Genomic DNA, 23,139 nt, shown 5'->3' with positions numbered 1-23,139 from the left:
TTCTTATATGAAGATTCTATATATACATCAATATTTTATTACACCAAATGAGCCAGGTGGTACAAGGTCTTATTGGCTTGCAAAGGAGTTAATTGAAAGTGGTCATGAAGTAATTATGATCACCTCTTCAACAAAATTTGATGCCAATCTAACAATTTCTGATATAGAAGGAATAAAAGTTTACTATATCAAAGAAAACTATGATCAAAGTATGAGTATTATTCGTAGACTTTGGGCTTTTATTAGTTTTTCTGTTAAATCAATTAAAATTAGTTTTAAGATTAAGAATGTTGATGTAGTTTTTGCAACCTCTACACCTTTAACGGTTGGAATTCCTGCATTATTTTTAAAGTTTTTAAAAAAAATTCCCTACATTTTTGAAGTTCGAGACCTTTGGCCCGAAGTACCCATACAAATGGGAGCAATTAAAAACCCCATTTTAATTTTTTGTGCAAAAACTTTAGAGAAAATTATTTATAAAAATGCAAATCATGTTATTGCCTTATCCCCAGGAATGGCTGATGGAGTAGCTAAATATGTTCCAAGGAAAAAAGTCACTATGATTCCGAATATGTCTAAAATTGATGAGTTTTGGCCAAGAAATTTGAATTTTGCCTTAATGAGTGAACTAGGTTTAGATGAAAAATCTTTTAAAGTTGTTCATTTTGGGTCACTAGGTTTAGCTAACGGAGTTGAGTCAATAATTGAGTCTGCAAAGTTGTTAAGAAATAATCCAGAAATTGATTTTTTGTTTATTGGTGGAGGAGCAACAGAAAAGAGTTTAAAAGAAGAGTGTGAGCTAAACGAACTGTCGAATGTTAAATTTTTGGGAAAATTTCCTATGAAAGTTACATCTGAAATTGTGAACTTTTGTCATGTATCAATTGTAAGTTTTTTGGATATTCCGATTCTTTATACGAATTCTCCTAATAAACTTTTTGATTCATTATCCGCTGGGAAGCCTATTATTGTAAATTCCGCTGGCTGGACAAAAGATCTCGTAGAAGAGAATAGGTGTGGGTATTATGTCAATCCAAATGATCCTACAGACCTTGTAAGTAAGATATTGTTTTTGAAAGATAATTCAGAGGTATTAAAAGAAATGGGAAGATATTCAAGAATAATCTCTGAAAAAGTTTTTGATAAAAGTCTTCTCAGTAAGAAACTTGTGAAAACTATAGAAGGAAATGTATAAAAAATTTTTGAAAAGATTCATCGATATCCTTATCTCTTTAGTGAGTTTAGCTTTGTTATTTCCAGTTTTTGCCCTTGTCTTTGTTTGTTTATTTTTTGCAAATAATGGTTCTCCTTTTTTCTTTCAATCTCGACCTGGTATATATGGTAGAATTTTTAAAATTATAAAATTCAAAACTATGAATGACTATAAAGATTCTGAAGGCAATTTATTACCAGACTCAAAAAGACTAACCAAAATCGGTTCCTTTGTCCGCAAAACTTCTTTAGATGAAATTCCGCAGTTATTAAATGTTTTGAAGGGAGATATGTCATTAATTGGTCCAAGACCATTATTGGTTCAATATTTGCCATTATACAGCGAGCATCAATCAAAACGTCACATGGTTCGACCAGGTATAACTGGATGGGCTCAAGTGAATGGTAGAAATGCCATTTCATGGGAGCAAAAATTTGAATATGACGTGTGGTATGTGAATAATGTATCTTTTTGTATAGATATTAAGATTTTCTTTTTAACAATTAAAAAGGTATTTGTTAGAGAAGGTATTTCTGCTGAAGGACAGGCTACAATTGAGGCTTTTAAGGGAAATGAAAATGAATAGTATTTCTGTTATTGGTGCTAGCGGCCATGCTAAAGTCATTATTGATATAATTGAAGTACTTGAGTATTCAATAGAAAATGTCTATGATGAAGATATTAATAAAAATCATATATTAAATTATAAAATAGTTCATAATTTCACTAAATTTCCAAAACAGTCAATTATTGCTATCGGTAATAATTTTGTAAGAAAGAAAATTGCCAGTGGCAATTCTTTTTCAACGCCAGCTTTAATTCACCCAAGAAGTGTTGTTTCTAAATATGCTGTAATAGGCGAAGGCACAGTTGTTATGACCGGGGTTTCTATTAATGCAGATTCAAAAATTGGTAGTCATTGTATATTAAATACAAATTGTTCAGTGGACCATGATTGTAAAATTGCAGATTTTGTTCATATCTCCCCCAATGCTGCATTGGCAGGAAATGTAGAAGTTGGTGAATGCACACATATAGGCATTGGCGCATGTGTAATACAAGGAATAAAAATTGGCAAAAATTGTGTAATAGGAGCAGGTGCTGTAATAATAAACGATATATCTGACAATTCCACGATTGTCGGCAATCCAGGTAAAATAATTAAATGAAATTAACATATTAATCATGTCAGATAAGATTTGGCTTTCTTCGCCACATATGGGGGGCAACGAATTGAATTATATTCATCAAGCGTTTGAGGAAAATTGGGTAGCACCTTTGGGCCCTAATGTGAATGAATTTGAAAAGAGTTTAGAACAGTTTTTGAATGCTGATGTTCAAATCGCGGCATTATCTGCAGGTACAGCAGCCTTGCATTTAGCATTAATCGAATGTGGTGTAGGATATGGTGATGAAGTGATCTGTCAATCGATGACCTTTTCTGCTTCAGCAAACCCAATTGCCTACCAAGGAGCGATTCCCGTATTTGTAGATTCTGAATCGGAAACTTGGAATATTTGTCCGGAAGCACTTGAGAAAGCAATTGTTGATAGAATCTCAAAAGGTAAAAAGCCTAAGGCAATTATTGCAGTCCATTTATATGGAATGCCTTTCAAAGTTGATGAAGTGTTTTTAATTGCAAATAAATTCGAAATCCCTGTGATTGAAGATGCAGCTGAAGCATTAGGGTCTACCTACAAAGGAAAAGCTTGTGGTACTTTTGGTCGTTTTGGGGTATTAAGTTTTAATGGTAATAAGATTATTACCACATCTGGAGGAGGGGCATTAGTTTGTCATTCTAAGGAAGATAAAAATAAAGCGGTATTTTTAGCTACTCAGGCTAGGGACAATGCACCACATTATCAACATTCCCAAATTGGTTATAATTATAGAATGTCAAATATTTGTGCAGGTATTGGGCGAGGACAAGTGGAAGTTTTGAGAGATAGGATAGATTCTAGAAGAGCAATGTCCGCATTTTATGTTGATTTATTTAAAAATATTAGAGGAGTTGAGGTTTTAGTTGAGTCAAATTCTGATTATTTTTCTAACCATTGGTTATCAGCTGTTTTAGTTGATCCTGAACAAGCTGGGGTTACTAGAGAAGAATTAAGGTTAAGTTTATTAGACCAAAATATCGAATCTAGGCCTTTGTGGAAACCCATGCATTTACAGCCAATTTTTGCTGACTCACCATATTATGGAGAGAATGTTTCTGAAAACTTATTTGAAAAGGGGCTTTGCCTTCCCTCTGGATCAAATTTATCAGATTTGGAAAGAGAGCGTATTAAAATTAATATTTTAAGAATATTTAAAAAATAAAGTTAATCCCCCACGATAGAAAAATACCATTTTAAAAATATTTATTATTGTTAAAATCCTACATTTGTGGTTTAATATTATTATTGGTTCAATTTTTGACCGTCGATTTCATTGTAAATTTGAAAAAATGAGAATACTCCTGTGTTTAGTAATTATTCTGAGCTTATTCAGCTCCTGTGCATCTAGGAAAGATTTGGTTTACTTTCAACCGGATTCTACTGAGGTGCATACTTCATACGAGTTAAATGCTCCAAAACTTCAGCCTGGAGACATTTTGGCTATTTCTATAACAGCTGATGATATTAGAGCATCAGCTCCATTTAACCAGATTTCTCCATATAATAATTCAGGAACTCTTCAAAATACAAATCCTTTTATACCAACATATGCGATTGATATTAATGGCGAGATTGATTATCCAAAAATAGGTAAGTTAAAATTAGCTGGTAAAACAAGAACGCAAGCGATGGATTTAATAAGATCGGAAGTCTCGCGTTTTATCGTTAATCCGGGAATTAGCATGGAGATTAGAAACTTTAAGGTCACTATTCTGGGCGAAGTAAAATCTCCAGGTTCATTTTCTATTAATAATGATAGAATTACAATCTTAGAAGCACTAGGTTTAGCAGGAGATTTAACAATTAATGGTGTTCGAAATAACATTTTGGTAATTCGGGAACAGGATGGTATGAAAAAAGAGTATCGGGTGGATATTACAAAACGGGAATTTTTGAACTCTCCAGTGTATTATTTGGCTCAAAATGATGTTATTTATGTCGAACCTAACGGGGCTAGGATTCAGTCTTCAAAGTATACACAGAATACTTCTATTTTTGTATCAATAGCAAGCTTAATTATTACAATTGTAGCTGTAGTTGTTCGTTAATAAATAAATTTGTTTTCTATGAATAACATTCAATCATCAATCGCTGATGAGTCTAAAGACCAAGAGATTAATTTAAAACAATTATTTGAACAATATTCCTATTATTGGAAATGGTTTGTTGTTTCAATTTTCCTTTGTCTTCTTACTGCATTAATTTTTTTAAGATACGCAAATAAAATTTATAATATTTCGGCAAAAATATTGTTACAAGATGAAAATAAAGCTTCAGGTGAACTATCGGGGTTAACTGAGTTGGCCAATTTTACGGGAGGAGGTTCGGTAACCGCATTTGTTTTGGACCAAATTGACGTGATGAAATCAAGAAGGATATTTAATAAGGTGGTAGAACAAAACAAATTGAATATTAGTTATTTTGCGAAAGGCAATTTAAAGACTTCTGAATTGGTACAAAATCAATCGCCTTTTCGAATGATAATTCTAGAGCCAGATCATATGAGGCTAGATTCGGTTGAATATGATTTTTCAATAAAGAGAAAAGGGAATAAACTTGTTTTAATTGATGACTTGAATGGAAGTAGAGATTATTTATTAGGGCAGAAAATAGCAAGTCCGTTAGGTCCGATTATGCTTCTTCCTCAAGAGAATAAAAGAGATTTCGATTCGGAAATTGTGATTTCTTTTGTGCCTGTCAATATAGCAGTTGATAAACTGTTGAATGATGTGCAAATTTCTCCCAATAAAGAAAAGCAATCCTATGTTGTTAATTATTCCATAAATTCCGGCAATATCCCAAAAGCGGAATTAATTCTTAATGCCATTATTGATCAATACAATAAAGATGTGACTGAAGATAAAACTAGATTAAGTAGAGCCACGACTCAATTTATTGATTCAAGGTTGGATTTAATTTCTAAGAATCTAGCTGAAGCAGACTCTAAAGTTGCGGATTACAAAGATCGCAATAATATGGTTGATATGAGTTCTGAACTACAATTGTATATGCAGAATGCTTCCGATAATGAAAGAAAATTAGTTGAATATCAAACTCAATTAAAAATAGCGGAAATGATTGGTTCGGCAATTAATTCAAATGAGGGAAGTTTATTGCCAAGTAATTTAGGTGTAAACGATCAGTCTATAATAAATACTGTAAATAGTTATAATGAGTTAGTTTTAGAAAAAGAGGACTTATTAAAATCTGCTACTTCAGATAATCCTGTGGTTCAGAATGTTACAAAGAATATTAATGAGTTGGGGATTATCCTCAAGGTTTCTCTGGAAAATTATAAGAAAGGTTTACAAAGTAATGTTAGTTCATTGCAAAATCAGAAAAATAAGTTTGAAGGAAAATTAAACTCATTACCTAATCAGGAAAGGGGGTTTAAAGATATTTCAAGAGAGCAACAAATTGTTGAATCTTTGTATTTGTTTTTACTTCAAAAAAGAGAAGAAACCGAAATACAGGCTGCTGCAACTCCAGCCATTTTAAAGGTTGTAGATGAAGCATATGGTTCTGATAAACCAGTTTCCCCAAAAAAGATAATTGTACTTCTTGGAGCAATCATTGCTGGATTTATTATTCCATTTGGAATTTTATACATGAGGTTCCTATTGGATAACAAAGTTCATTCTAGGAAAGAAATTGAGGAAAAATTTAGTGCTCCAATATTAGGAGAGATCCCAAGTTCAGAGGATCCAGTAGTTAAAGATAATGACCGCTCATCGTTGGCAGAAGCATTCCGTATTTTAAGGACGAACGTATCATTTATGCTTGGTGCCAAAAAAGATTCTGCAGTGATCTTCGTGACCTCAACTACCTCTGGTGAAGGTAAATCCTTTGTGTCAACGAATATTTCTAGAATATTAGCAATGTCTGGTAAAAGAGTGCTGTTGATCGGTGCAGATATTCGCTCGCCTAAGGTTCTTGATTATTTGGGTTTGGCACATTTGCAACATACCAATATTGGTATTACACAATATTTGATTAATCCCGATATGCCAGTAGATAATATCATCATTCGTAAGCCAGCGCCTTATGATTTTGACATAATTTATTCAGGTTATATTGCTCCAAATCCTGCCGAGTTATTAATGAACGGTCATTTTAGGGAGGTGATTGATTATGGACGCGAGAATTATGATTATGTCATTGTAGATACAGCTCCAGTAAGTTTGGTAACAGATACCTTGTTAATTTCGGAGTTTGCAGACCTGACAATGTATGTTACCCGCGCGAATTATTTAGATAAACGTTTGTTGAATGTTCCCAAAGAATTATATGAACAAGGAAAATTGCGTAATATGGCAGTTGTTTTAAATGATGTCGATTTTGCTAGAGGCTATGGCTACGGTTATGGTTATGGCTACGGCTACGGCTATGTGGATGCGAGCTCTGTATCGTTGAGAGCGAAATTGATGAAACAATTTAAAAAACTATTTAGTGGAAAATAACTTTGATGTCCCATTAAAAGTTAAAATTATTTTTAAAATATCTTTAATTTAATTCGTTTAATAAAATTTTAGACAGAACGGAGTTGAAACATAGGCTGTAAGATAAATCTGACAGCCTATTTTTCAATAAAAATATGTTTTCTCGCAGGTGGTATCATTTCTTGGTTCTTATTCAATTTTGGTAAACTTTCATTAAATAATTGCACATTAGTATCCTCACTACGAATTACATATTTGACTACTGAATTATTTTTAATACTTCTTTGGTATCCACCATATCAAGTAAAAATCGAATCGAAATATCGAATTGACAGCAAATTGCTGCTCGACCAATATTTAACTTTTATAAAACCCTTAGTTATTTAGTGCATTATGGCATCAACTTTGTTAATGTTTGCTTGGAGCGCGAACCTTTCCCTTTTGGTTTGGAGTTCAATTTTTAGATTGAAATATTAATTATTAATGGATATAGTTGGCCTGAGAAGATACTTCAAAAAAGACAGCCCAAGATGGGTTATCTTGCTTATAGATATGCTAATAGTGGTTTTTTGCTATTACCTTTCGAATTTTGTGATCAATAGCTTTAAGGGTAGATTTGCTATAGAAATGATGTTCAAGAAATCCATTTTTCTGGCAGTAGTTTATTACAGCTCATTTTTATATTTTAAAACCTACAGAGGCATCGTTCGCCAGACTGGTTTTCGTGATGCATGGGGAATATTCAAGGCAGTTTTTGCGGCATGGGCAATATTGATGGTTGTTTCGACTATAGTTCGGATGAACTTTGATCAAACGAGTTTCAGCCAGTTCTTTAGGCCTTCTTATGCCGTTCTATTTACCCATGCTTTCTTTACAACGGTTTGTTTGGTAGCTGCCAGGGTATTTTATAGGACTATCTATGAAAACTTCTTTTTCCGAGGTCGTGAAGTTGAAAATGTTTTGATTTTTGGAGCTGGGAATATGGGAACCACTACCCTGAACCTTCTGAGAAATGATACTCGGAAAAAAGTTAAGGTCGTGGCCTTTGCTGATGATAATCCGAATAGGATTGGCAAGCTTATCAATGGTTATAAGATTATCAGTATGGACCGCTTGGCCAAAGAATTTGTTGAGAGGCTTAAAATTGATAGTATCATTATTGCTCTTGATGACAATAATAAGGATCGCTTATCCAAGATATCTTCCCAAATAGAACCATTGCCAGTTAAATTAAAGATTATGCCAACATCCGCGAAATTGATGAGCGGTAAAGTAGCGACCAGGCAGTTGAGAACCCTGAAGATTGACGATCTTTTAGGACGAGAGGCCATTAAACTGGAAAATCCGTTAATTCACGAAATGATGCGTGATAAGGTAATCTTAGTGACTGGAGGTGCTGGTTCGATTGGGTCAGAATTGGTTAGACAGATCAGTTTTACTGATTTTGAAAAGTTGATTGTGGTAGATCAGGCTGAGTCTGCATTATACGACATCCAACAGGAGCTCAAGGCAAATTGCCATAAGGATACTATTTTTATGGTGGGCAATGTACGTGATAGACAGTTTATGGATTCTGTTTTTGAACATTACAGACCGCATATTGTCTTTCATGCGGCAGCCTATAAACATGTTCCATTGATGGAGCAAAACCCATATGAGTCAATTTTAACAAATGTTTGGGGTTCAAAGAATTTAGCCGACATGGCCGATAAATATGGCGTCGAGAAGTTTGTCATGGTTTCAACCGATAAGGCTGTGAACCCTACGAATGTGATGGGGGCTACGAAAAGAGCAGCAGAAATCTATGTTTCTGCATTGAATAAAAACAGTAGGACCAACTTTATAGTTACTCGGTTCGGAAATGTGCTTGGTTCTAATGGTTCAGTTATTCCATTGTTTGAAAAGCAACTGAAGCGAGGCGGACCATTAACAGTTACCCATCAAGATATTACCCGTTATTTCATGACGATCCCTGAAGCCTGTCAATTGGTTCAAGAGGCAGCAGTAATGGGGCAAGGTGGAGAGATTTACGTATTTGATATGGGTAAGCCGGTGAAAATCATGGATCTTGCGATTCGTATGATACGCTTGAAGGGTTATAATTATCCCGATGATATTGGTATCGAAGTGACCGGGTTAAGACCTGGTGAGAAAATTTATGAGGAACTATTGGCTGATAATGAGAATACAACCAAGACTCATCATGAGAAAATTATGATTGCTAGGGTAAGGACAGAGGAATTGGATTTGAATATGAGAAGGATCGAAAACCTTTGTACTCAGGTAGCCGAACAGGGAGCTAACCATAACCCAATGGTTCTTGTAGAATTGATCAAGGTAATAGTACCTGAATATATTTCTAAGAACTCAGTTTTCGAACGGTTAGATAAAGTGGAGGTTATTAAATAAAATATTCTGTGTTTTATTTGGTATTCTTACCAATTTTGAAATATATGAATATTCTGTAGAAAGCTAACCTCAGTAATCTGGACAAATAAAAAATCGCCATCTGCATTTAGAATTTGTTAAAGAATTCTGGTGGATATTGACCCCTCAAATAAGGGTTTGGGCAATTTATTCTGGAGCAAGCTGACTCTTCTTTCTTGATATGGTCATTTTATTCTTGGACGATGTTGACCACTATATAATACAATGGCCGGTAAATCAAGAGACATGAGTCAGATCAAACAGTTAATACGATTGCACAGGGAGGATTATCCCATTAAAACAATAGGCCATCACCTTTCCATCAGTAAGAATACGGTGAAGTGAAGGGATATTCTGGTCAATATTGGCAGAAAGGGGTCAACATGACCAGATTATTCATATAGAAGGGGGAATGTCCAAATATTAAAATTACTGTAGATTAATCTGGTTTAATTAGGTGGTTTTTTTTCTGAACAATTGATCAATTTCTATTTCTAATGCATTTGTTAATTCCAGTAAGGTGGAAAACATAAAGTCTTCTTTGGCATTTTCAATATTACTTATTTTAGATTTATCCAATCGTGCTGTTTTTTGTGCTAATTGATTTTGTGTCAATAGAGCTTTTTTTCTTTCTTTTTTGAGATTATCACCAATTCTTTGATAGATATTTTTGTATTTATTTATCATGAATAATTATTTTCTAAAAAATTGGCAATATTGCCAATTTTTATTTTTATATTTGAATATATTAATGCGACAATAAATGTGAATTTTATTTCACATACGATGTCTCTCGTTTGAGAAAACCGGCAATTTTACCTACGAGAAGATCGCGAGTTCGCCATTATCTATTGGATTATTTATATCTTCGTTGATAAAGTACCCGATAGGGCGAGCTTTGCGTCAATCTTTTTGGAGGTGATAGCAGAAAAATCTCGAGTAGGTTATACTGCAAGGGTTCCATGCCGGTTTCCCACAACCATTAAGTTGCAAGGTTCGTCCTATTGATTTTCTAATTCAATAAGAACTGAATAAGCCTTATCGAGTCACATCGTTTTTATAAACTAAAATGAATATGAAAACGAATTCAAAATCCGCTAGGAAAAACTTTCATGTAATGCGCAAACTGCACAGATCATGGTTTTCCAAAACAATTTTGTTTAAGAACATCTTCTGTTCACCAGAATAATTATCTGTCAAAATATCAGGAAACAGAAGGGGCCTTTGAATCATAGTTTCCAGGCCGAACCCCTTATGTAATCCTGTTCCTCCAGTCATCCTTCAAAAAAAGCAAAGGCCCATTGACCATAGTTAGGACTAATAACCCTGTTTATTTCTCGACAATCTAAAGCTAGGTTAATTTTTCCAGACTGTCAAAATTCCTTTAAGAGCTTACGGGGCTAAAGATCCGTGAGGGTGGCTGGTATTTTTCCAAATTACCTGAAAATCAGTTCTTGGTATCCTATTATGAGATGCAATTTACAAAGACTTTTTTAGGTTGGTCAACTATTCACTACAGGGGACCCATGTTTAAGCAGGTGTTCTTGCAATCATTCTACCAATGAAACTAAATTATCTGATCAAAAATTTACTACACTTAAGGCCTGCCCCAATCCTTCTTAGTAGGGTGGAGACAATAGGCCTTCCCGAATTATCAATGAAGAAATTAATCTTACTATTGTTTTCATGTTGTTTCAGTTTGTTTAATAATCAGTTAGACGCCCAGGAGCCCCTAAATGGGGCAAATGGGCAAACTGAAATCAGGGGAACAATAAAGGACGCACTGACCGGCCAGGGTGTGCAGGGTGCCACCGTTAGGATCGGTAAACTCGTTGAGATGAGCGATGCCTCCGGCATGTTCTTGCTCAAGGGACCATTCGAATCTGACAGACTGGCCATATCCCACCTCGGATTCAGGGATACCAGCATTCTTTTGACCAAGATCTCAGGCCTGACCGATATCTTCCTGGTCCCAGAGGGGAATCAGATCCAGGAAGTGCAGGTCCTGAGCACCGGATACCAAGATATCCCCAAAGAAAGGGCCACTGGGAGCTTTTCTTCTCCCGACAGATTGATGTACGGCAACAGGATACAGTCCAATGTCCTTGAAAGGATCGAGGGCATAACAAGCGGCCTGGTGTTCAACAGTAAGGGCATCCGTGCACCTGGGGACGGGAACGAAATGAACATTCGCGGCCTTAGCACCATACATTCGAATTCCCAGCCACTGATCGTTCTGGACAATTTCCCATTCGAGGGCAATATCGAATCCATCAATCCAAACGATGTTGAGTCCATTACGGTATTGAAGGATGCGGCGGCGGCTTCAATTTGGGGCGTACGTGCCGGAAACGGAGTGATCGTCATCAATACCAAGAAGAACAGGGTTGTAACGGCCCCTGAAATTTCCATTAGCTCGGGCCTTACCTATTTCAGCAAACCGGACCTGTACGCTGACCCCAACTTTATCTCTTCCAGTTCCTATCTCGAGCTGGAGGCGAAACTCTATGACCTGGGCTTTTATCAGAACACGCTCGACAATCCAGGTTTTCCCGTAATATCTCCCTATGTATATGCCCGGAAAAGAAACGGAGATGGAGACTTGAGCGACCGGGAGTTCCAGCAGATGCAAAAAGACTGGGAAAATATGGATTATCGGAAGTACCTCCTTTCAAAATTCTACAGGAACCAGGTCAAACAGCAATATTTCGCCTCCCTATCGGGTGGGAACGGTGTCCATCGGTACTATTCCTCCATTGGCTACGACCGTAACCTCCAGGATCAGGTAAGGAACAAGGATGATAGGACGACCATTGTCCTGAACGATGCCTATAGGATCGGCCAGAGGTGGGAGATAGAGGGATCGTTCGCCCTGCTGTTCCTGGGCTCTGAGAGGAACCCCGCTCTAAATAATGCGACATCCGCATTTAACGGCACGCTATATCCCTATGCCTCTCTCACCGGGAGTGAGCCGGTTTTTTCCAGGATATCGCCATTCTATCTTGACCAGATAGCGGACAGGGGATTCCTGGACTGGAGATATTTCCCCATGGACGAGCTGTCCGATGACCTCCAGACCACAATGCTAAGGGACTTTACGGTAAGGGCCAACCCACGGATCTCCTATAGGATATTGGATAACCTGAAGGCCGAGGTGCAGTACCAGTACCTTGGTGGGTTCTCCGATACAGAGACCGTTAGGAAGATGGAAAGTTTCCATACCAGGAATGAGGTCAACAGGTATTCAAGGCTCGATCCTACGGGGCGTGTTGTCGGATACAATATGCCATTGGGGGACATCATGTCAGGTGCCGGAACAAGGACCCTTTCCAACCAGTTCCGGGGTCAGCTCAATTACCGGCTCAAGGGCGATCGGTTCTCCATGGACGCTATCGCCGGCCTGGAGGCCAGGTCGCAGACCATAACTTCCGAAACGTTTACCTTTTACGGTTACCAGCCCGGCTCGGGTAGCATAGGGGAGGTGGACCATGTGGACTATTTCACCCTGAACCCATCAGGGAATGCATCCATTCCCGCGGGCTCTTCCTCCAATAGGTATTGGGACAGGTTTAGGTCGTATTATGCAAATGTGGGGATGACCTACCTGGATCGGTACGTCCTTACCGGCAGTGCAAGGATCGATCAGTCCAACTTTTTCGGCGTGCGGTCCAACCAGCGGTCCGTACCCCTGTGGTCCACTGGAGTGAAGTGGAACCTGTCACGCGAGGGATTCCTGGATAAGGTGGCCTGGTTTCCGCAGACGGTCCTCAGGATGACCTATGGATGGAGCGGTAACCTGGACCGGAGCGCAGCGGCCGTAACCACGCTTAAGGTCGCAGGGAGTTTCGCCGAACTCTCCAAGCTCCCATATGCAAATGTTTCCAATTATGGCAATTCCTCCCTGAGATGGGAAAAGGTCTCAACGCTGAACCTTGGTGCAGATATAACTGCCTGGAAGGGCAGGATGGACCTCTCCTTGGACTATTACATCAAGCACGGTAGGGACCTCATGGGACAGCAGATCTTGGCCCCTTCATCGGGACTTACCGAGGCCAGGGGCAATTTTGCACAGATGACAGGAAAGGGACTGGACATGGAATTGGGCGTCCAGGCCCTGAACGGTCCCGTATCCTGGAATTCCAACATACTGGTAAGCTGGACAAAGGACAGGATCACGGAATATTCGGCAGCGGCCCTTCCCTCTGCCGTAGCGGGGGGCGGGGACCAGGTCTCTCCGGTCGTGGGCAGACCTGTCTATGGAATATTCAGTCTGCCTTGGCGGGGACTTGACCCCCAGACGGGCGATCCCCAGGGGACGGACGGTGAGGGGAACATCAGCAAGGATTACCAAGAGCTCGTTAATCCTTCCGACTACGGAGACCTGGTATATTCAGGACCGGCAAGACCGACCTGGTTTGGAGGCTTCAGGAACACGCTGTCCTTCAGGGGGATGGAGCTGTCCTTCAACCTGATGTTCAAATTGGGATATTTTGTCAGGCGCAGCAGCGTGAACTACGGACAGCTCTATTCCTCCGGCCGCATGCACAGGGACTTTGAGGACAGGTGGACCTCGCCAGGTGACCAAAGGACAACCTCGACGCCTTCCATGGCATACCCATCGGACCCTAACCGGGATTCCTTCTACCTGCGGAGCGAGGCCCTTGTGGAGAGCGGCTCGCAGATTAGGTTCCAGGACCTTTCCTTCAGTTATAGTTTCCCAAAGGGGAGCTCCATATTCAGGGCGGTCAGGAATCCGAAACTGAGCTTCTACATGGACAATGTAGGGCTGTTGTGGAAGGGGAGTTCCCTTGATCTTGACCCTGATTTCCCCAGGAGTGGGATACCATCATCCAGGAGCTACGCACTTGGGATATCGTTTAACCTATAAATAGAACCTATGAAAAACTTGATGTACATATTGTCGGCGGCAATTATCGCCCTGACGGGCTGCAAAAAGGGATGGCTGGACCAGAAGCCCGACCTGGCGCTCACCGTTCCCACAACTATCGAAGAATACCAGCTGCTCCTGGACAACAGGACCGTCTTTGGCGTAAACCTGCCTGGACTGGGAGAACTGGGGACCGATGATATCTACCTGACGGATGCCATCTGGAACTCCCTGGGGAGTCCGTTGGAGCGCAATTCCTATATCTGGGCCAAGGATGTCTTCCAGGGTGCCCAAGTGGGCATCTGGAACAGTGGCTATAAACAGATCTTCCAGGCTAACATAGTCCTGGACGAGATCGAGGGGCTCGCCAGTAAGGCGGGTCCGGAAACTGCAGCCTATAATTCACTGAAGGGCCAGGCGCTGTTCTACCGGGCAGTATGCTACTGGATGTTGGCGGACCATTTTTGCAGGCCATATGACGGGACTGAACCGAACGGATTGGGCCTGCCGCTGAACCTTGATTCCCAGCCCGCCAAGGTCCTTGGGAGGTCCACTCTGAAGCAGACCTATGACCAGATCATCTCAGATCTCACCCAGGCAGAGTCCCTGCTCCCTGAATCGGTACCCTCGCCCACCCGACCTTCCGCTACGGCGGGCCGGGCCATGCTGGCCAGGGTCTACCTGGCCATGGATGATTATGGAAAGGCCCTGTTCTGGGCCTCGAAGGTCAAGGGCAGCAGGGAATCCCTGCTGGACTACAGTTCTCTCGATCCGACGCTTTCCAGCCCCATCCCGACCTTTAACCGGGAGGTGATATGGCATGCCGAGACGTCACAGTACGCAGCCCATGCCAACCTGGTTGGCCTGGTGGACACGCTGCTTTTTGATTCGTATTCCCAGGATGACCTCAGGAAGTCCATACTCTACAGCCGGTCTGCCAAGGGCATCCAGTTCAGGGGGAATTACAGGGGGACCAGGTTCTTCCCGTTCTGTGGACTGACACAAGCTGAGGTCCTGCTGATCATGGCAGAGTGCCAGGTCCGGACGGGGAGATCAGGGGAGGGGATGGAAACCCTTGGCGTGCTGCTGAAGAACAGGTACCAGGGGGATCCTGAGCTGGCCCTTGCGCAGGACCCACTGGACAGGGTCCTTCAGGAAAGGCGCAAGGAATTGGCTTTCCGTTCGATCAGGTGGAGTGATCTCCGCCGGCTGAACAGGGACCCAAGGTACGCCAAGGTGATAACCCGGGAACTCAATGGATCGCGCTACAGATTGGAGCCCAATTCAGGCCTGTACGTTTATCCCATCCCTGAAAATGAGGTGCAATACAATAAATTAGAACAAAACCCACGTTGATTATGAAAAAAATACTAGTATGTTATTGGTTATGCATCGCCGCGCTCCTGTCGGGTGCCGGTACGGCATTGGCCCAAGAGAGTTCGGAAATAGAGATCGTTGCCCCGGAAGGACACCTGGGTGACACCTTGTTCGTTGAATACTGGAACGAGATCGTAAATGTGCATAACTTCCCTCAGTCCAAGAACAGGGTGAGATTCCCTGTCATGCCCGTTGAGGGCAGGTACGTATTCCAGCTGCCAACGGGTGAGGAGACCTATTTCCGTTATGGTTGGGGATTTAGCCAAAGGGGGACGCTGTTGAGCCCCTTTGTAACGTCGGTCTTCAAGATTGATAATGGTGATAGCATAGTAATAGAGGGCAGTACCCTGGAGGACATTACCTTCACTGGAAAGGGGTCGGAAAAATATCGGGCCTGGCAATCCATTGTGCTGTGCGATAAGGTAAGCTCCAACAATTGGTGGGACCTCCGATCGTCCGTCTTTGACCGAAGATCCATTGCCGATATCGGAGCAATGATCAAGGAAAGGTTCGATTATGTCAGCTCCGGCAAGCTTTCGCTCCTGGAAAGGTCAAGACATGAAATCCCTGAAAGTGACTATGCACGGATGTATCTGGAAATCATGTCCATGGACCATACTGTGGCCCTCGATATGATCGACATTTTCCTCCTGAAGAGGACGCCCGGGTACTTTCGGGACTGTCCCGACCAGCAGACGCTCCAAGAAGCGTATTCCCGACTTTTTGTAGAAATGGACCTAAAGGAAAAGTTCCCGGAAAAGGTCATCAACAGCTCTCTTTTCTATCCGGCCTATCTTGGGTTCCGGACAGGGATCCAGATGAAGATCGAAAATCGGTTTGATTACGATAGCCTGTTTACGGGGTTCCATGGAAGGTTGAAGGAAAGGTTGCTTACTATCTTCTTTATCAACAATTCACGGCCCCTGGATACCCAGCAGCTGGCCTATTCGCGAAAGCGTCTAAGCCGGGATGTCAGGGACCCTGTCTTTACAGCAGAACTCGGACAGTCCGTCATGAAGGGAACCGAGGATACCTCCTATCTCGACATGCAGCTCACCGATCAGTATGGAAAGACCTTCCGGCTGTCCGACTTTCGGGGGAAGGCGGTCTTTATCGATTTCTGGTTTACGGGATGTGCGGGATGTAGTGGATATTACCAGACCGTTATCTCCCATGCAGCGAAAAAGGCAGATAGGGACAAAGTGGTGTTCGTGACCCTTTGCGTGGACAAGGATAGGGACGTCTGGCTGGAATCGGTCAGTTCCGGTGATTATACTTCCGGGGAAGCCGTGAACGTCCTCCTGGAGGGAGGTACGGCATCGCCGATCGTAAAGACATTCGGTTTGGTGGGATTCCCCCAACCTGTACTGCTCGATACGAAGGGACGGATCTTCAGTACCTCATCGCAGGACCTTAGATATGACGGGCCGGAAGGACTGTTGAGGACAATAGATTTGGCGTACAGGGCAAAATAAAAAATAGGCCTATCCGTTGGGATAGGCCTTTGGTTATAACTCTGTTTACAGACGATCCCCTTTTTGAAGGGACCCTGCTACCATGGTGCCGGTGGGGTTGTCCCCGACCGAAGGTGCGGTTGGTTCCGACCACTCTGCACTGCAGTTCTTACTTGGATCGGTGTCAAGGCATATTTCTGCCGGATGGTACTCATAGTCCAATGGGTTAGTGGAACTGTTACTTCCTGACACCCTGATAAAGCGATAATCACTGGCCTTGGATTGCCTGGAGATTTCCTTGGCGCTTACGGCAAGTCCAATCACGGTCAGTCCCAGTAGGAACGAACCCGATAATTTTTTGAAGTTGTTCATGATGTTGTTCTTTTATGGTTTATAATATGTTTTTTTTTCCAGAGGACCAGATTCCCAGTGCCAGTATGACCACATTGAAGACCAGGTGTTCCGTCCATCCCAAGGAACCGATCACCCCGCCGCAGTGGCAGAGCTTCTCCTTCACCAGGCTGACCATCAGCAATAGGTACAGCGTGAATATGGCCATGAGGATTACCGAGAGCCCAAAGGAAAGTCTTTGGACACGGCGTTCCGGTACGACCATGCCCAGGGCCAGCACGAGCTCCAGGATAGGAATGCCCCATCCGATGGCCTCTGGGAAATGGCCGATGATCGGGACCCTGGAGATCCCCTTTGTGAAGGGGACGTGGTCCAATAGTTTACTGTAACCAGTGTAGGCGAACAGGAAGACATAGGACAGTCTCACCAAGTTGCGCCATCCAAGGGGACGGGATAGAGAGGGTCTGTTTTTGGTTGGTACCGAGCACGGATATCTGCCGTGGCCGGTACCTGGATCGTCTGAATAATTCTGCATATCGGTAATTTTTGGACTAAGGAAATGGTCATGGAGTTTCTGTGCCAAAAGAATCTTATCCCCTGGGCAACCTGTTTTATTGGATCCTCCCCCGGACGGGGGGAATACGGCATGTTTCTTCGGTGTCAATTTCATGGTCAGTGTGATTTTATCGGTTATATCATCGGAGCGGAATCCCTTGGTCTTCGCGGTCACGTCCCGGAACGGATGGATGGCCAGCGGCGGGAAATTAATGGACCTTCAGCGTTCCATCGGCAAATGCCCGGGATTACCGGCTCATATTGTATCCGGTCCGGTTTGGGCTTTCCGCTCATGGCCCGGCTCCCCTTTCCGGTAGGTGCAGGTGGCTGCGACCGGTCATGTAAAGTTCCGCAGAACATCTGGAAATCTGGAACGGAATTCCCCCAGGTGATAATTCCAGGGACCAGGTTCTGTTTTTGGCGGTACTGAGAGAAGGTAGGTGGGATCGTAGGCCAAATGCGGGACAATATCCCGGTATCGGGGCAGACTTGATGGGTAAATTCGCCCAGAGAGGTATCCTGTACCTTGTTGTAGTGTGCTGGTTATCAGTATTTTATATTCTTTTCTGCTGCGCAGGATGCTGTTTTTAACGTACAGGATGCTGTTTTTTCCATTTTTTGGAGGTTTGCCGGGATCCGTCCCGCGCAATCCCTTTTTGGGACCTTTTGGTTTGCAGGTATCCATAAGTTCTACCATCTTTAGCATAGGATCCACAGAAGTCTTCGAGGCCTGAAGCCGCAGACCTGGTGCGAGACCAGGAAATTATCACAATTAATTTGGAGGACCCAACAATGGAATGTCAACTGCGAGAGTTTCGCTATGGCATGCTCTCTGACCTACCCCTTTCCGGGGCGGAGACAAGGGAGCTGAGCGAGGTAACCGGGGAAGACCCGAAATGCAACATCGTATTTCCCTGACCGCCCGAGGAGCTGCGCACGGCAAGAACCGTGCGCATTCCCCCTTAGGCCCCTCTGCGACATCCATGTGGCCGACCGATGGACCGTTCAATATGCACAACAGAGAACCGCAACCACTCCCAGGTGACACCGACAGGGTGTCATTTCTACCTATATCAACTGAATTCGCCTATTTTTCTGCCAACATGGGCCACATTTTTCCCGGATACGGCCTGCGGGGCCAGACCGCCGTTTACCGCAGGCTCAAGGACTACGCATCATGGCAGGCCAGGCTGGACCTCCGGGATGGACTGGGAAAGATATCCCCCCAGGCCCACCTGGGAGAACTCTCCTGCGCCGGCCCCGCCATGTACGTCAGCTTCCATTTCGGTTCCTACCGTACCCTTCCCCTGGAGCTGCTTGCCGGCGGGAGGTCCGTGTGCGTCGTGCTCTCGGGTGACCTGCTGGCTGCCTATGGGGAATACCATGCCGGGCTAATGGGGACCGGAATGCCCAGTGCGGGCCAGGGGAGGCTTTACCTGGCAAGCGCAGATGACCCCTCGCTGTTCTTCAGGCTGCGCGGGATGGTGAAGGCCGGAGCGCACATCTTCGTCTATGCCGATGGCGGGCACGGCGCCAGGCGGGACCCAGCTGGAAAAGGGCTCGCAAGGGTCCAGCTCGGCAGCGCTGCAGTGATGGTGCGCTCGGGGTACCTGGAAATCGCCCACCTGCTGGACCTTGAGGTCCATCTACTGCTGGACCATTCCCCCGGACCGTTCCAGCCCATGGGAGAGGGCAGGAGCATATCCTGTTACAAACTCCCCCGGAGAGGGTCAAGGGTAGATTCTGTGCGGGACGGCCTCGGGCTGCTGTATGCAAAGTTCCAGCAGGCGCTCCTGGAGTGCCCCGAGCGATGGGAGGCCCTTCTGTACCTGCACCGCCATAGCCTGCCCAGATCCCACATTGGTGGGTGGGGACCGCAAGGGAGGCTTTTGGGATTCACCGACGGGAAAAGGGCATATGCCCTGGACAGGTATACCTACAGGAAGTACCCCCTGGTGCCCCCCGGGTGTCCGGAGGCCCCAGGGGGAGGGGGCTGGTTCTGAAAAATATTTCATAAATTGGGGGGATCACCGCGGGCCCGCTTGGGCCCTGCCAGACCAATTCGGCCTATGATCGCAATAAGGACAACGCTCTTCAGGCACACCGCTGCCTGGATCCTCTACGGATTCTATTTCTACACCGTCAACGCCCTGGGGAACCGGGACCTGGGCATAGTGACCGCACTGTGTTCCATGCCCCTGTTCATGTTCGTCTATTACGGGATATCCCATGCGCTGAACGTGCTCCTTTTCAACAGGAGGTACCTGGCGGCCGCACTGACGGCCTCGGCAGTGTATGCAATTGCATTGGCAGTGCTCTATCTCCTTTCCCACCCCTCCTCGCACTGGGGATCGGCCTTTGACGAGTACATGACCGGCGGGGACTTCAAGTTGAGGATGTTCGCCCAGACCTACCTCAAGCTGGTGGGCAATTTTACGGTTTTTGCGCTCCTGCGGTACCAGTTCAGGCTCCGGGACATATGGAAGGGGCGCGAGGACCGGGAAAGGTCAAAGAGGCGCCGTTACGAATACACCGTCCTTGCCCACCAGGTCTCCCCGCACATGCTCGCCAATGCCTTCCAGTCCCTGGACGGCCATCTGGCACGGACCTCCCCGCAGATGCGCCAGGGGGTGCTCGAGCTGTATTCGCTGATGAACCATTTCATGGCCTCGTGTGATCCAAATGCCCCCAGGACCGTTCTCCTGTCCGACGAGATCAGGGCGGCCAGGCAGTTCATTGCCGTCGAGCAGGGGATATCGGGGCGCTCCGATGGATTCCTCTGGGAGCTCTCAGGGGACATGGGGTCCGCTTCGGTCCCCGCGACCACGCTGATCACGCTGGTGGGGAACGTATTCAAGCACGGGGGGATCTCTGGGGAAGGACCCAGGGGCAGCATCTCCATCCGTGCCGGCAGGGACGGGTTCGGGATCCGCGTGGTGAACCCCCTTGGAGGTCCGGCGAAAGGGAGGCAGCAGGGCCACGGAACGGGCCTGGCCAACCTCAGGGGAAGGCTTGAATTCGTTTTCGGGGACGGCTTTGAGCTAAGGCACCGCCCGCACGGGGGGACGTACATCGTAGAGCTGGAAGTATATTATGACACAAAACATAGAATGAAATGAGGAAATACCACGCCATCATCATTGATGACCAGCAGTCCAGCATCGACCTGCTACTGGAATATTTTGACCGGACCGAGCTGGTCCAGGTAGACGCACACTTCACCGATCCGATCAGGGCCCTTGCCCACGTGAGGGAAAATGTGGTGGACCTGGCCATAATAGATATCGACCTGGGGTCCAGGATGGACGGGTTCGACTGGATTTCCGCCGCGCCAAAGCGCGGGATCCGGTTCATCGTGTACACAGGGTTCCGGCACTTCGAGGACCAGGGTTACCTGATGAACGCCGTTGACGTGCTGCTCAAGCCGGTCAGCTACCCCAGGTTCGCCATTGCGCTTGACCGCCTGGACTCCCGCATCCGACTGGATGAAGGTACGGGCAGGGACCTGGACTCACTCGAGCACTGGTACGATTTCCTCCAGATCAAGAAGGACGGGAAGTACATCGGCCGGATTGTGTGGTTCAAGGACATCCTGTACCTGCAGGCCAGCGGGAAGCTGGTCCTGATACACCAGGCCACCGATACCGAGGTGCTGATCTGCAATTCGACCCTTGCCCATGTCTATTCCAGGCTCCCCAGGAAATGGTTCAAACAATGTGCCAGGGGCGTGATCATCAACACCAAGTTCTTCCATTCATACACCGGAAGGAAGGTAAGGATGGTCAACCATGGGAAACTGCTTCCGGTAGGTAACCTTGCCAAGTACGCTGAATTCAGGGCCTTCCTGGAGTTCAACCAGGTGTGACGCTTCATCGAGGGTAAGCACGGCACCGAAGTGCCGTTCCGATACCATGGGGTCCTCCCTTGGAAAAACGAAAGATGAAAAAATTAAACCTAAAGGTAATGAACTATTTTGATGGACTACTGGACAGGACCAGCAGCGGGGAACACGTCCCTTCGGAGGCCAGCGGGGCACAGGGAGACCTGGTGGCGGAGATAGCCGCTAGAACGGACCGGTTCCTGGCAAAGATCAGGCGTTCTGCCCTGGACAGGCCGCTGGACGAGGGGGTCTCCCGCAATATCAATGCCCTCTATGTCCGGGCGAGCGCACTGATGGACAGGGCGGCCAGCGAGCGCTCTACTGGCCGGGCAGGTACCGGGCATATAGCCGCAGAGGTCCTGCGAAGTATGGGATCCATCCTTGAAAACCTGGAATCGGCCTATCCCGGAATCCTGGGACCAGAGCTCGCGCTTGGGAAGGGTTCCAGGCTCAGGAAGTTGCCTGAGCTGAGGGAAAGGTTCCTGCAGCTGAGGGAAGACATTCCAGAAGGGGAGATCGGCGAGGCGTTCGCACAAAAGGTCCTGGACTTTACCCAGGTGGACCGCAAACCGAGCGTCCCGCTGACCCGCCGGTCCGTGACCTACATGGAGGAACTCCTGCGGAGGCTGGGCGACTGGGACCCGCTCCACCAAAGTGGCCACTTCACCGCCATGGAAAGTTTCCTGGTGTACGTTAACTTCAACAGCAAACGGTGCATGGACATCATCCTCTCGAGGATAAGGTCCAGGTTAGGGGAGGAGTGCCGGGGGGCGAAGGAGACGCTGCTGGCCCTGCTCGATATCCAGAGGGATTTTGCACAGCTGCACAGGAAGGAAGACCTGTGGCTGAATCCCGGTTACCTTTCCGTCGGCAGTTTCGTGGAATCTTTCCTGGAGAGCGAGATAAACTTCTGCAGCGGGGCGATCCGGGCAGTTGGAGAGGACGGGATCCTGAATGGGTTCAGGAAGAGGAATGTCAACAAGCTGACCTGTAACCTCTCAGCTGACCAGATAGCGATCATCCTGCGCCTGCTGGACGAGGAGAGGGTGGTCGATGCACGCTCGCTGAGCCAGGTGTACTCCACGATCGTGCCCTTTCTCAGTACACCTGACAGGACTTCCCTCTCACCGGGCTCCCTGCGGTCAAAGTCCTACCATCCAGAGGAGAGGGACCTCTCAAAGGTCATCGGGACGCTCCAGGGGCTCCTGGAAAGGGCCGGCAGATACTGAAAGAAGGTTCCGAGATTGTGCGTTGAGTTACATGCGACCAGCACCTTGCTTCCGATCCTGGGTGGGTACAGGTCGATGCCGGACCGGGGGCAGGGAAGTTTCCGTTGTTACGGACATTCAGGGACGGGCGGCACCGCTCCTGGCAAGTGACCCGTAACCGAAACAC

17 protein-coding genes are annotated in these 23,139 nt (G+C 45.2%); 14 read left to right on the top strand and 3 right to left on the bottom strand.

The features are described from left to right. Positions 1–7: 7 nt before the first annotated feature. The 7 genes from ACK2WI_RS17820 (at position 8) to ACK2WI_RS17790 (ending at position 9,221) form a co-directional block, all read left to right on the top strand. Positions 8–1,195 carry a glycosyltransferase family 4 protein gene (locus tag ACK2WI_RS17820; RefSeq protein WP_409151821.1) on the top strand — a complete coding sequence of 396 codons (1,188 nt, stop codon included), beginning with the start codon at positions 8–10 and terminating at the stop codon, positions 1,193–1,195. A gap of 7 nt (positions 1,196–1,202) precedes the next feature. Continuing rightward, positions 1,203–1,799 (top strand): sugar transferase, encoded by a 597-nt coding sequence (locus ACK2WI_RS17815; RefSeq protein ID WP_409151820.1) that lies wholly within the window; start codon positions 1,203–1,205, stop codon positions 1,797–1,799. After that, positions 1,792–2,382 carry an acetyltransferase gene (locus tag ACK2WI_RS17810; protein ID WP_409151819.1) on the top strand — a complete coding sequence of 197 codons (591 nt, stop codon included), beginning with the start codon at positions 1,792–1,794 and terminating at the stop codon, positions 2,380–2,382. The genes ACK2WI_RS17815 and ACK2WI_RS17810 overlap by 8 nt, the downstream gene beginning before the upstream one ends. Positions 2,383–2,398: 16 nt before the next feature. Beyond that, positions 2,399–3,535 (top strand): DegT/DnrJ/EryC1/StrS family aminotransferase, encoded by a 1,137-nt coding sequence (locus ACK2WI_RS17805; protein WP_409151818.1) that lies wholly within the window; start codon positions 2,399–2,401, stop codon positions 3,533–3,535. 127 nt (positions 3,536–3,662) lie between these two features. Further along, positions 3,663–4,421 (top strand): polysaccharide biosynthesis/export family protein, encoded by a 759-nt coding sequence (locus ACK2WI_RS17800; protein ID WP_409151817.1) that lies wholly within the window; start codon positions 3,663–3,665, stop codon positions 4,419–4,421. An 18-nt stretch (positions 4,422–4,439) separates the two neighbouring features. After that, positions 4,440–6,833 carry a GumC family protein gene (locus ACK2WI_RS17795; protein ID WP_409151816.1) on the top strand — a complete coding sequence of 798 codons (2,394 nt, stop codon included), beginning with the start codon at positions 4,440–4,442 and terminating at the stop codon, positions 6,831–6,833. Positions 6,834–7,295: 462 nt separating this feature from the next. After that, positions 7,296–9,221, top strand: a complete 1,926-nt coding sequence (locus ACK2WI_RS17790; protein ID WP_409151815.1) for a polysaccharide biosynthesis protein — start codon at positions 7,296–7,298, stop codon at positions 9,219–9,221. A 471-nt stretch (positions 9,222–9,692) separates the two neighbouring features. Here the strand turns inward: ACK2WI_RS17790 and ACK2WI_RS17785 are convergent, their stop codons facing one another. Then, the gene (locus ACK2WI_RS17785; protein WP_409151814.1) at positions 9,693–9,926 is read right to left on the bottom strand and encodes a helix-turn-helix domain-containing protein; all 234 of its coding nucleotides are present in this window, start codon (positions 9,924–9,926) and stop codon (positions 9,693–9,695) included. Positions 9,927–10,896: 970 nt separating this feature from the next. Between ACK2WI_RS17785 and ACK2WI_RS17780 the strand changes: the two genes are divergently transcribed. The 3 genes from ACK2WI_RS17780 to ACK2WI_RS17770 are packed head-to-tail and all read left to right on the top strand — an operon-like array spanning position 10,897 to position 16,979. Then, positions 10,897–14,127 carry a SusC/RagA family TonB-linked outer membrane protein gene (locus ACK2WI_RS17780; RefSeq protein WP_409151813.1) on the top strand — a complete coding sequence of 1,077 codons (3,231 nt, stop codon included), beginning with the start codon at positions 10,897–10,899 and terminating at the stop codon, positions 14,125–14,127. 9 nt (positions 14,128–14,136) lie between these two features. Beyond that, positions 14,137–15,483 carry a RagB/SusD family nutrient uptake outer membrane protein gene (locus ACK2WI_RS17775; protein ID WP_409151812.1) on the top strand — a complete coding sequence of 449 codons (1,347 nt, stop codon included), beginning with the start codon at positions 14,137–14,139 and terminating at the stop codon, positions 15,481–15,483. A 2-nt stretch (positions 15,484–15,485) separates the two neighbouring features. Next, complete coding sequence (locus ACK2WI_RS17770) at positions 15,486–16,979, top strand: TlpA family protein disulfide reductase (RefSeq protein ID WP_409151811.1); 1,494 nt, start codon at positions 15,486–15,488, stop codon at positions 16,977–16,979. A 45-nt stretch (positions 16,980–17,024) separates the two neighbouring features. Here ACK2WI_RS17770 and ACK2WI_RS17765 read toward each other — a convergent pair whose 3' ends face one another. Next, on the bottom strand, positions 17,025–17,330 hold the full coding sequence (locus ACK2WI_RS17765; protein ID WP_409151810.1) for a hypothetical protein: 306 nt from the start codon (positions 17,328–17,330) through the stop codon (positions 17,025–17,027). Positions 17,331–17,349: 19 nt separating this feature from the next. Continuing rightward, complete coding sequence (locus tag ACK2WI_RS17760; protein WP_409151809.1) at positions 17,350–17,844, bottom strand: MauE/DoxX family redox-associated membrane protein; 495 nt, start codon at positions 17,842–17,844, stop codon at positions 17,350–17,352. 1,030 nt (positions 17,845–18,874) lie between these two features. Here ACK2WI_RS17760 and ACK2WI_RS17755 point away from each other — a divergent pair. From ACK2WI_RS17755 to ACK2WI_RS17740, 4 genes are all read left to right on the top strand, one after another. Next, positions 18,875–19,867 carry a hypothetical protein gene (locus tag ACK2WI_RS17755; protein WP_409151808.1) on the top strand — a complete coding sequence of 331 codons (993 nt, stop codon included), beginning with the start codon at positions 18,875–18,877 and terminating at the stop codon, positions 19,865–19,867. Positions 19,868–19,933: 66 nt separating this feature from the next. Then, positions 19,934–20,983 carry a sensor histidine kinase gene (locus ACK2WI_RS17750; RefSeq protein ID WP_409151807.1) on the top strand — a complete coding sequence of 350 codons (1,050 nt, stop codon included), beginning with the start codon at positions 19,934–19,936 and terminating at the stop codon, positions 20,981–20,983. Next, positions 20,980–21,729 carry a LytR/AlgR family response regulator transcription factor gene (locus tag ACK2WI_RS17745; RefSeq protein WP_409151806.1) on the top strand — a complete coding sequence of 250 codons (750 nt, stop codon included), beginning with the start codon at positions 20,980–20,982 and terminating at the stop codon, positions 21,727–21,729. Before ACK2WI_RS17750 ends, ACK2WI_RS17745 begins: the two co-directional genes overlap by 4 nt. Positions 21,730–21,803: 74 nt before the next feature. Then, positions 21,804–22,973: a hypothetical protein gene (locus ACK2WI_RS17740; protein WP_409151805.1), complete on the top strand. Its 1,170-nt coding sequence runs from the start codon at positions 21,804–21,806 to the stop codon at positions 22,971–22,973. The last annotated feature ends 166 nt before the right edge of the window (positions 22,974–23,139 follow it).

Origin of the sequence: Sphingobacterium sp. BS-2, from assembly GCF_046161205.1 — a bacterium.
GTDB classification, from domain to species: domain Bacteria; phylum Bacteroidota; class Bacteroidia; order Sphingobacteriales; family Sphingobacteriaceae; genus Sphingobacterium; species Sphingobacterium mizutaii.
This window is presented reverse-complemented; position numbering and strand designations above follow the sequence as displayed.

Excerpts from the sequence above, each read along its gene's own strand:
- ACK2WI_RS17750 (WP_409151807.1), top strand. The coding sequence starts at position 19,934 with ATGATCGCAATAAGGACAACGCTCTTCAGGCACACCGCTGCCTGGATC.
- ACK2WI_RS17785 (WP_409151814.1), bottom strand. The coding sequence starts at position 9,926 with ATGATAAATAAATACAAAAATATCTATCAAAGAATTGGTGATAATCTC.
- ACK2WI_RS17805 (WP_409151818.1), top strand. The coding sequence starts at position 2,399 with ATGTCAGATAAGATTTGGCTTTCTTCGCCACATATGGGGGGCAACGAA.
- ACK2WI_RS17760 (WP_409151809.1), bottom strand. The coding sequence starts at position 17,844 with ATGCAGAATTATTCAGACGATCCAGGTACCGGCCACGGCAGATATCCG.
- ACK2WI_RS17790 (WP_409151815.1), top strand. The coding sequence starts at position 7,296 with ATGGATATAGTTGGCCTGAGAAGATACTTCAAAAAAGACAGCCCAAGA.
- ACK2WI_RS17780 (WP_409151813.1), top strand. The coding sequence starts at position 10,897 with ATGAAGAAATTAATCTTACTATTGTTTTCATGTTGTTTCAGTTTGTTT.
- ACK2WI_RS17775 (WP_409151812.1), top strand. The coding sequence starts at position 14,137 with ATGAAAAACTTGATGTACATATTGTCGGCGGCAATTATCGCCCTGACG.
- ACK2WI_RS17765 (WP_409151810.1), bottom strand. The coding sequence starts at position 17,330 with ATGAACAACTTCAAAAAATTATCGGGTTCGTTCCTACTGGGACTGACC.
- ACK2WI_RS17740 (WP_409151805.1), top strand. The coding sequence starts at position 21,804 with ATGAAAAAATTAAACCTAAAGGTAATGAACTATTTTGATGGACTACTG.
- ACK2WI_RS17755 (WP_409151808.1), top strand. The coding sequence starts at position 18,875 with ATGCACAACAGAGAACCGCAACCACTCCCAGGTGACACCGACAGGGTG.
- ACK2WI_RS17795 (WP_409151816.1), top strand. The coding sequence starts at position 4,440 with ATGAATAACATTCAATCATCAATCGCTGATGAGTCTAAAGACCAAGAG.
- ACK2WI_RS17820 (WP_409151821.1), top strand. The coding sequence starts at position 8 with ATGAAGATTCTATATATACATCAATATTTTATTACACCAAATGAGCCA.
- ACK2WI_RS17770 (WP_409151811.1), top strand. The coding sequence starts at position 15,486 with ATGAAAAAAATACTAGTATGTTATTGGTTATGCATCGCCGCGCTCCTG.
- ACK2WI_RS17800 (WP_409151817.1), top strand. The coding sequence starts at position 3,663 with ATGAGAATACTCCTGTGTTTAGTAATTATTCTGAGCTTATTCAGCTCC.
- ACK2WI_RS17810 (WP_409151819.1), top strand. The coding sequence starts at position 1,792 with ATGAATAGTATTTCTGTTATTGGTGCTAGCGGCCATGCTAAAGTCATT.
- ACK2WI_RS17745 (WP_409151806.1), top strand. The coding sequence starts at position 20,980 with ATGAGGAAATACCACGCCATCATCATTGATGACCAGCAGTCCAGCATC.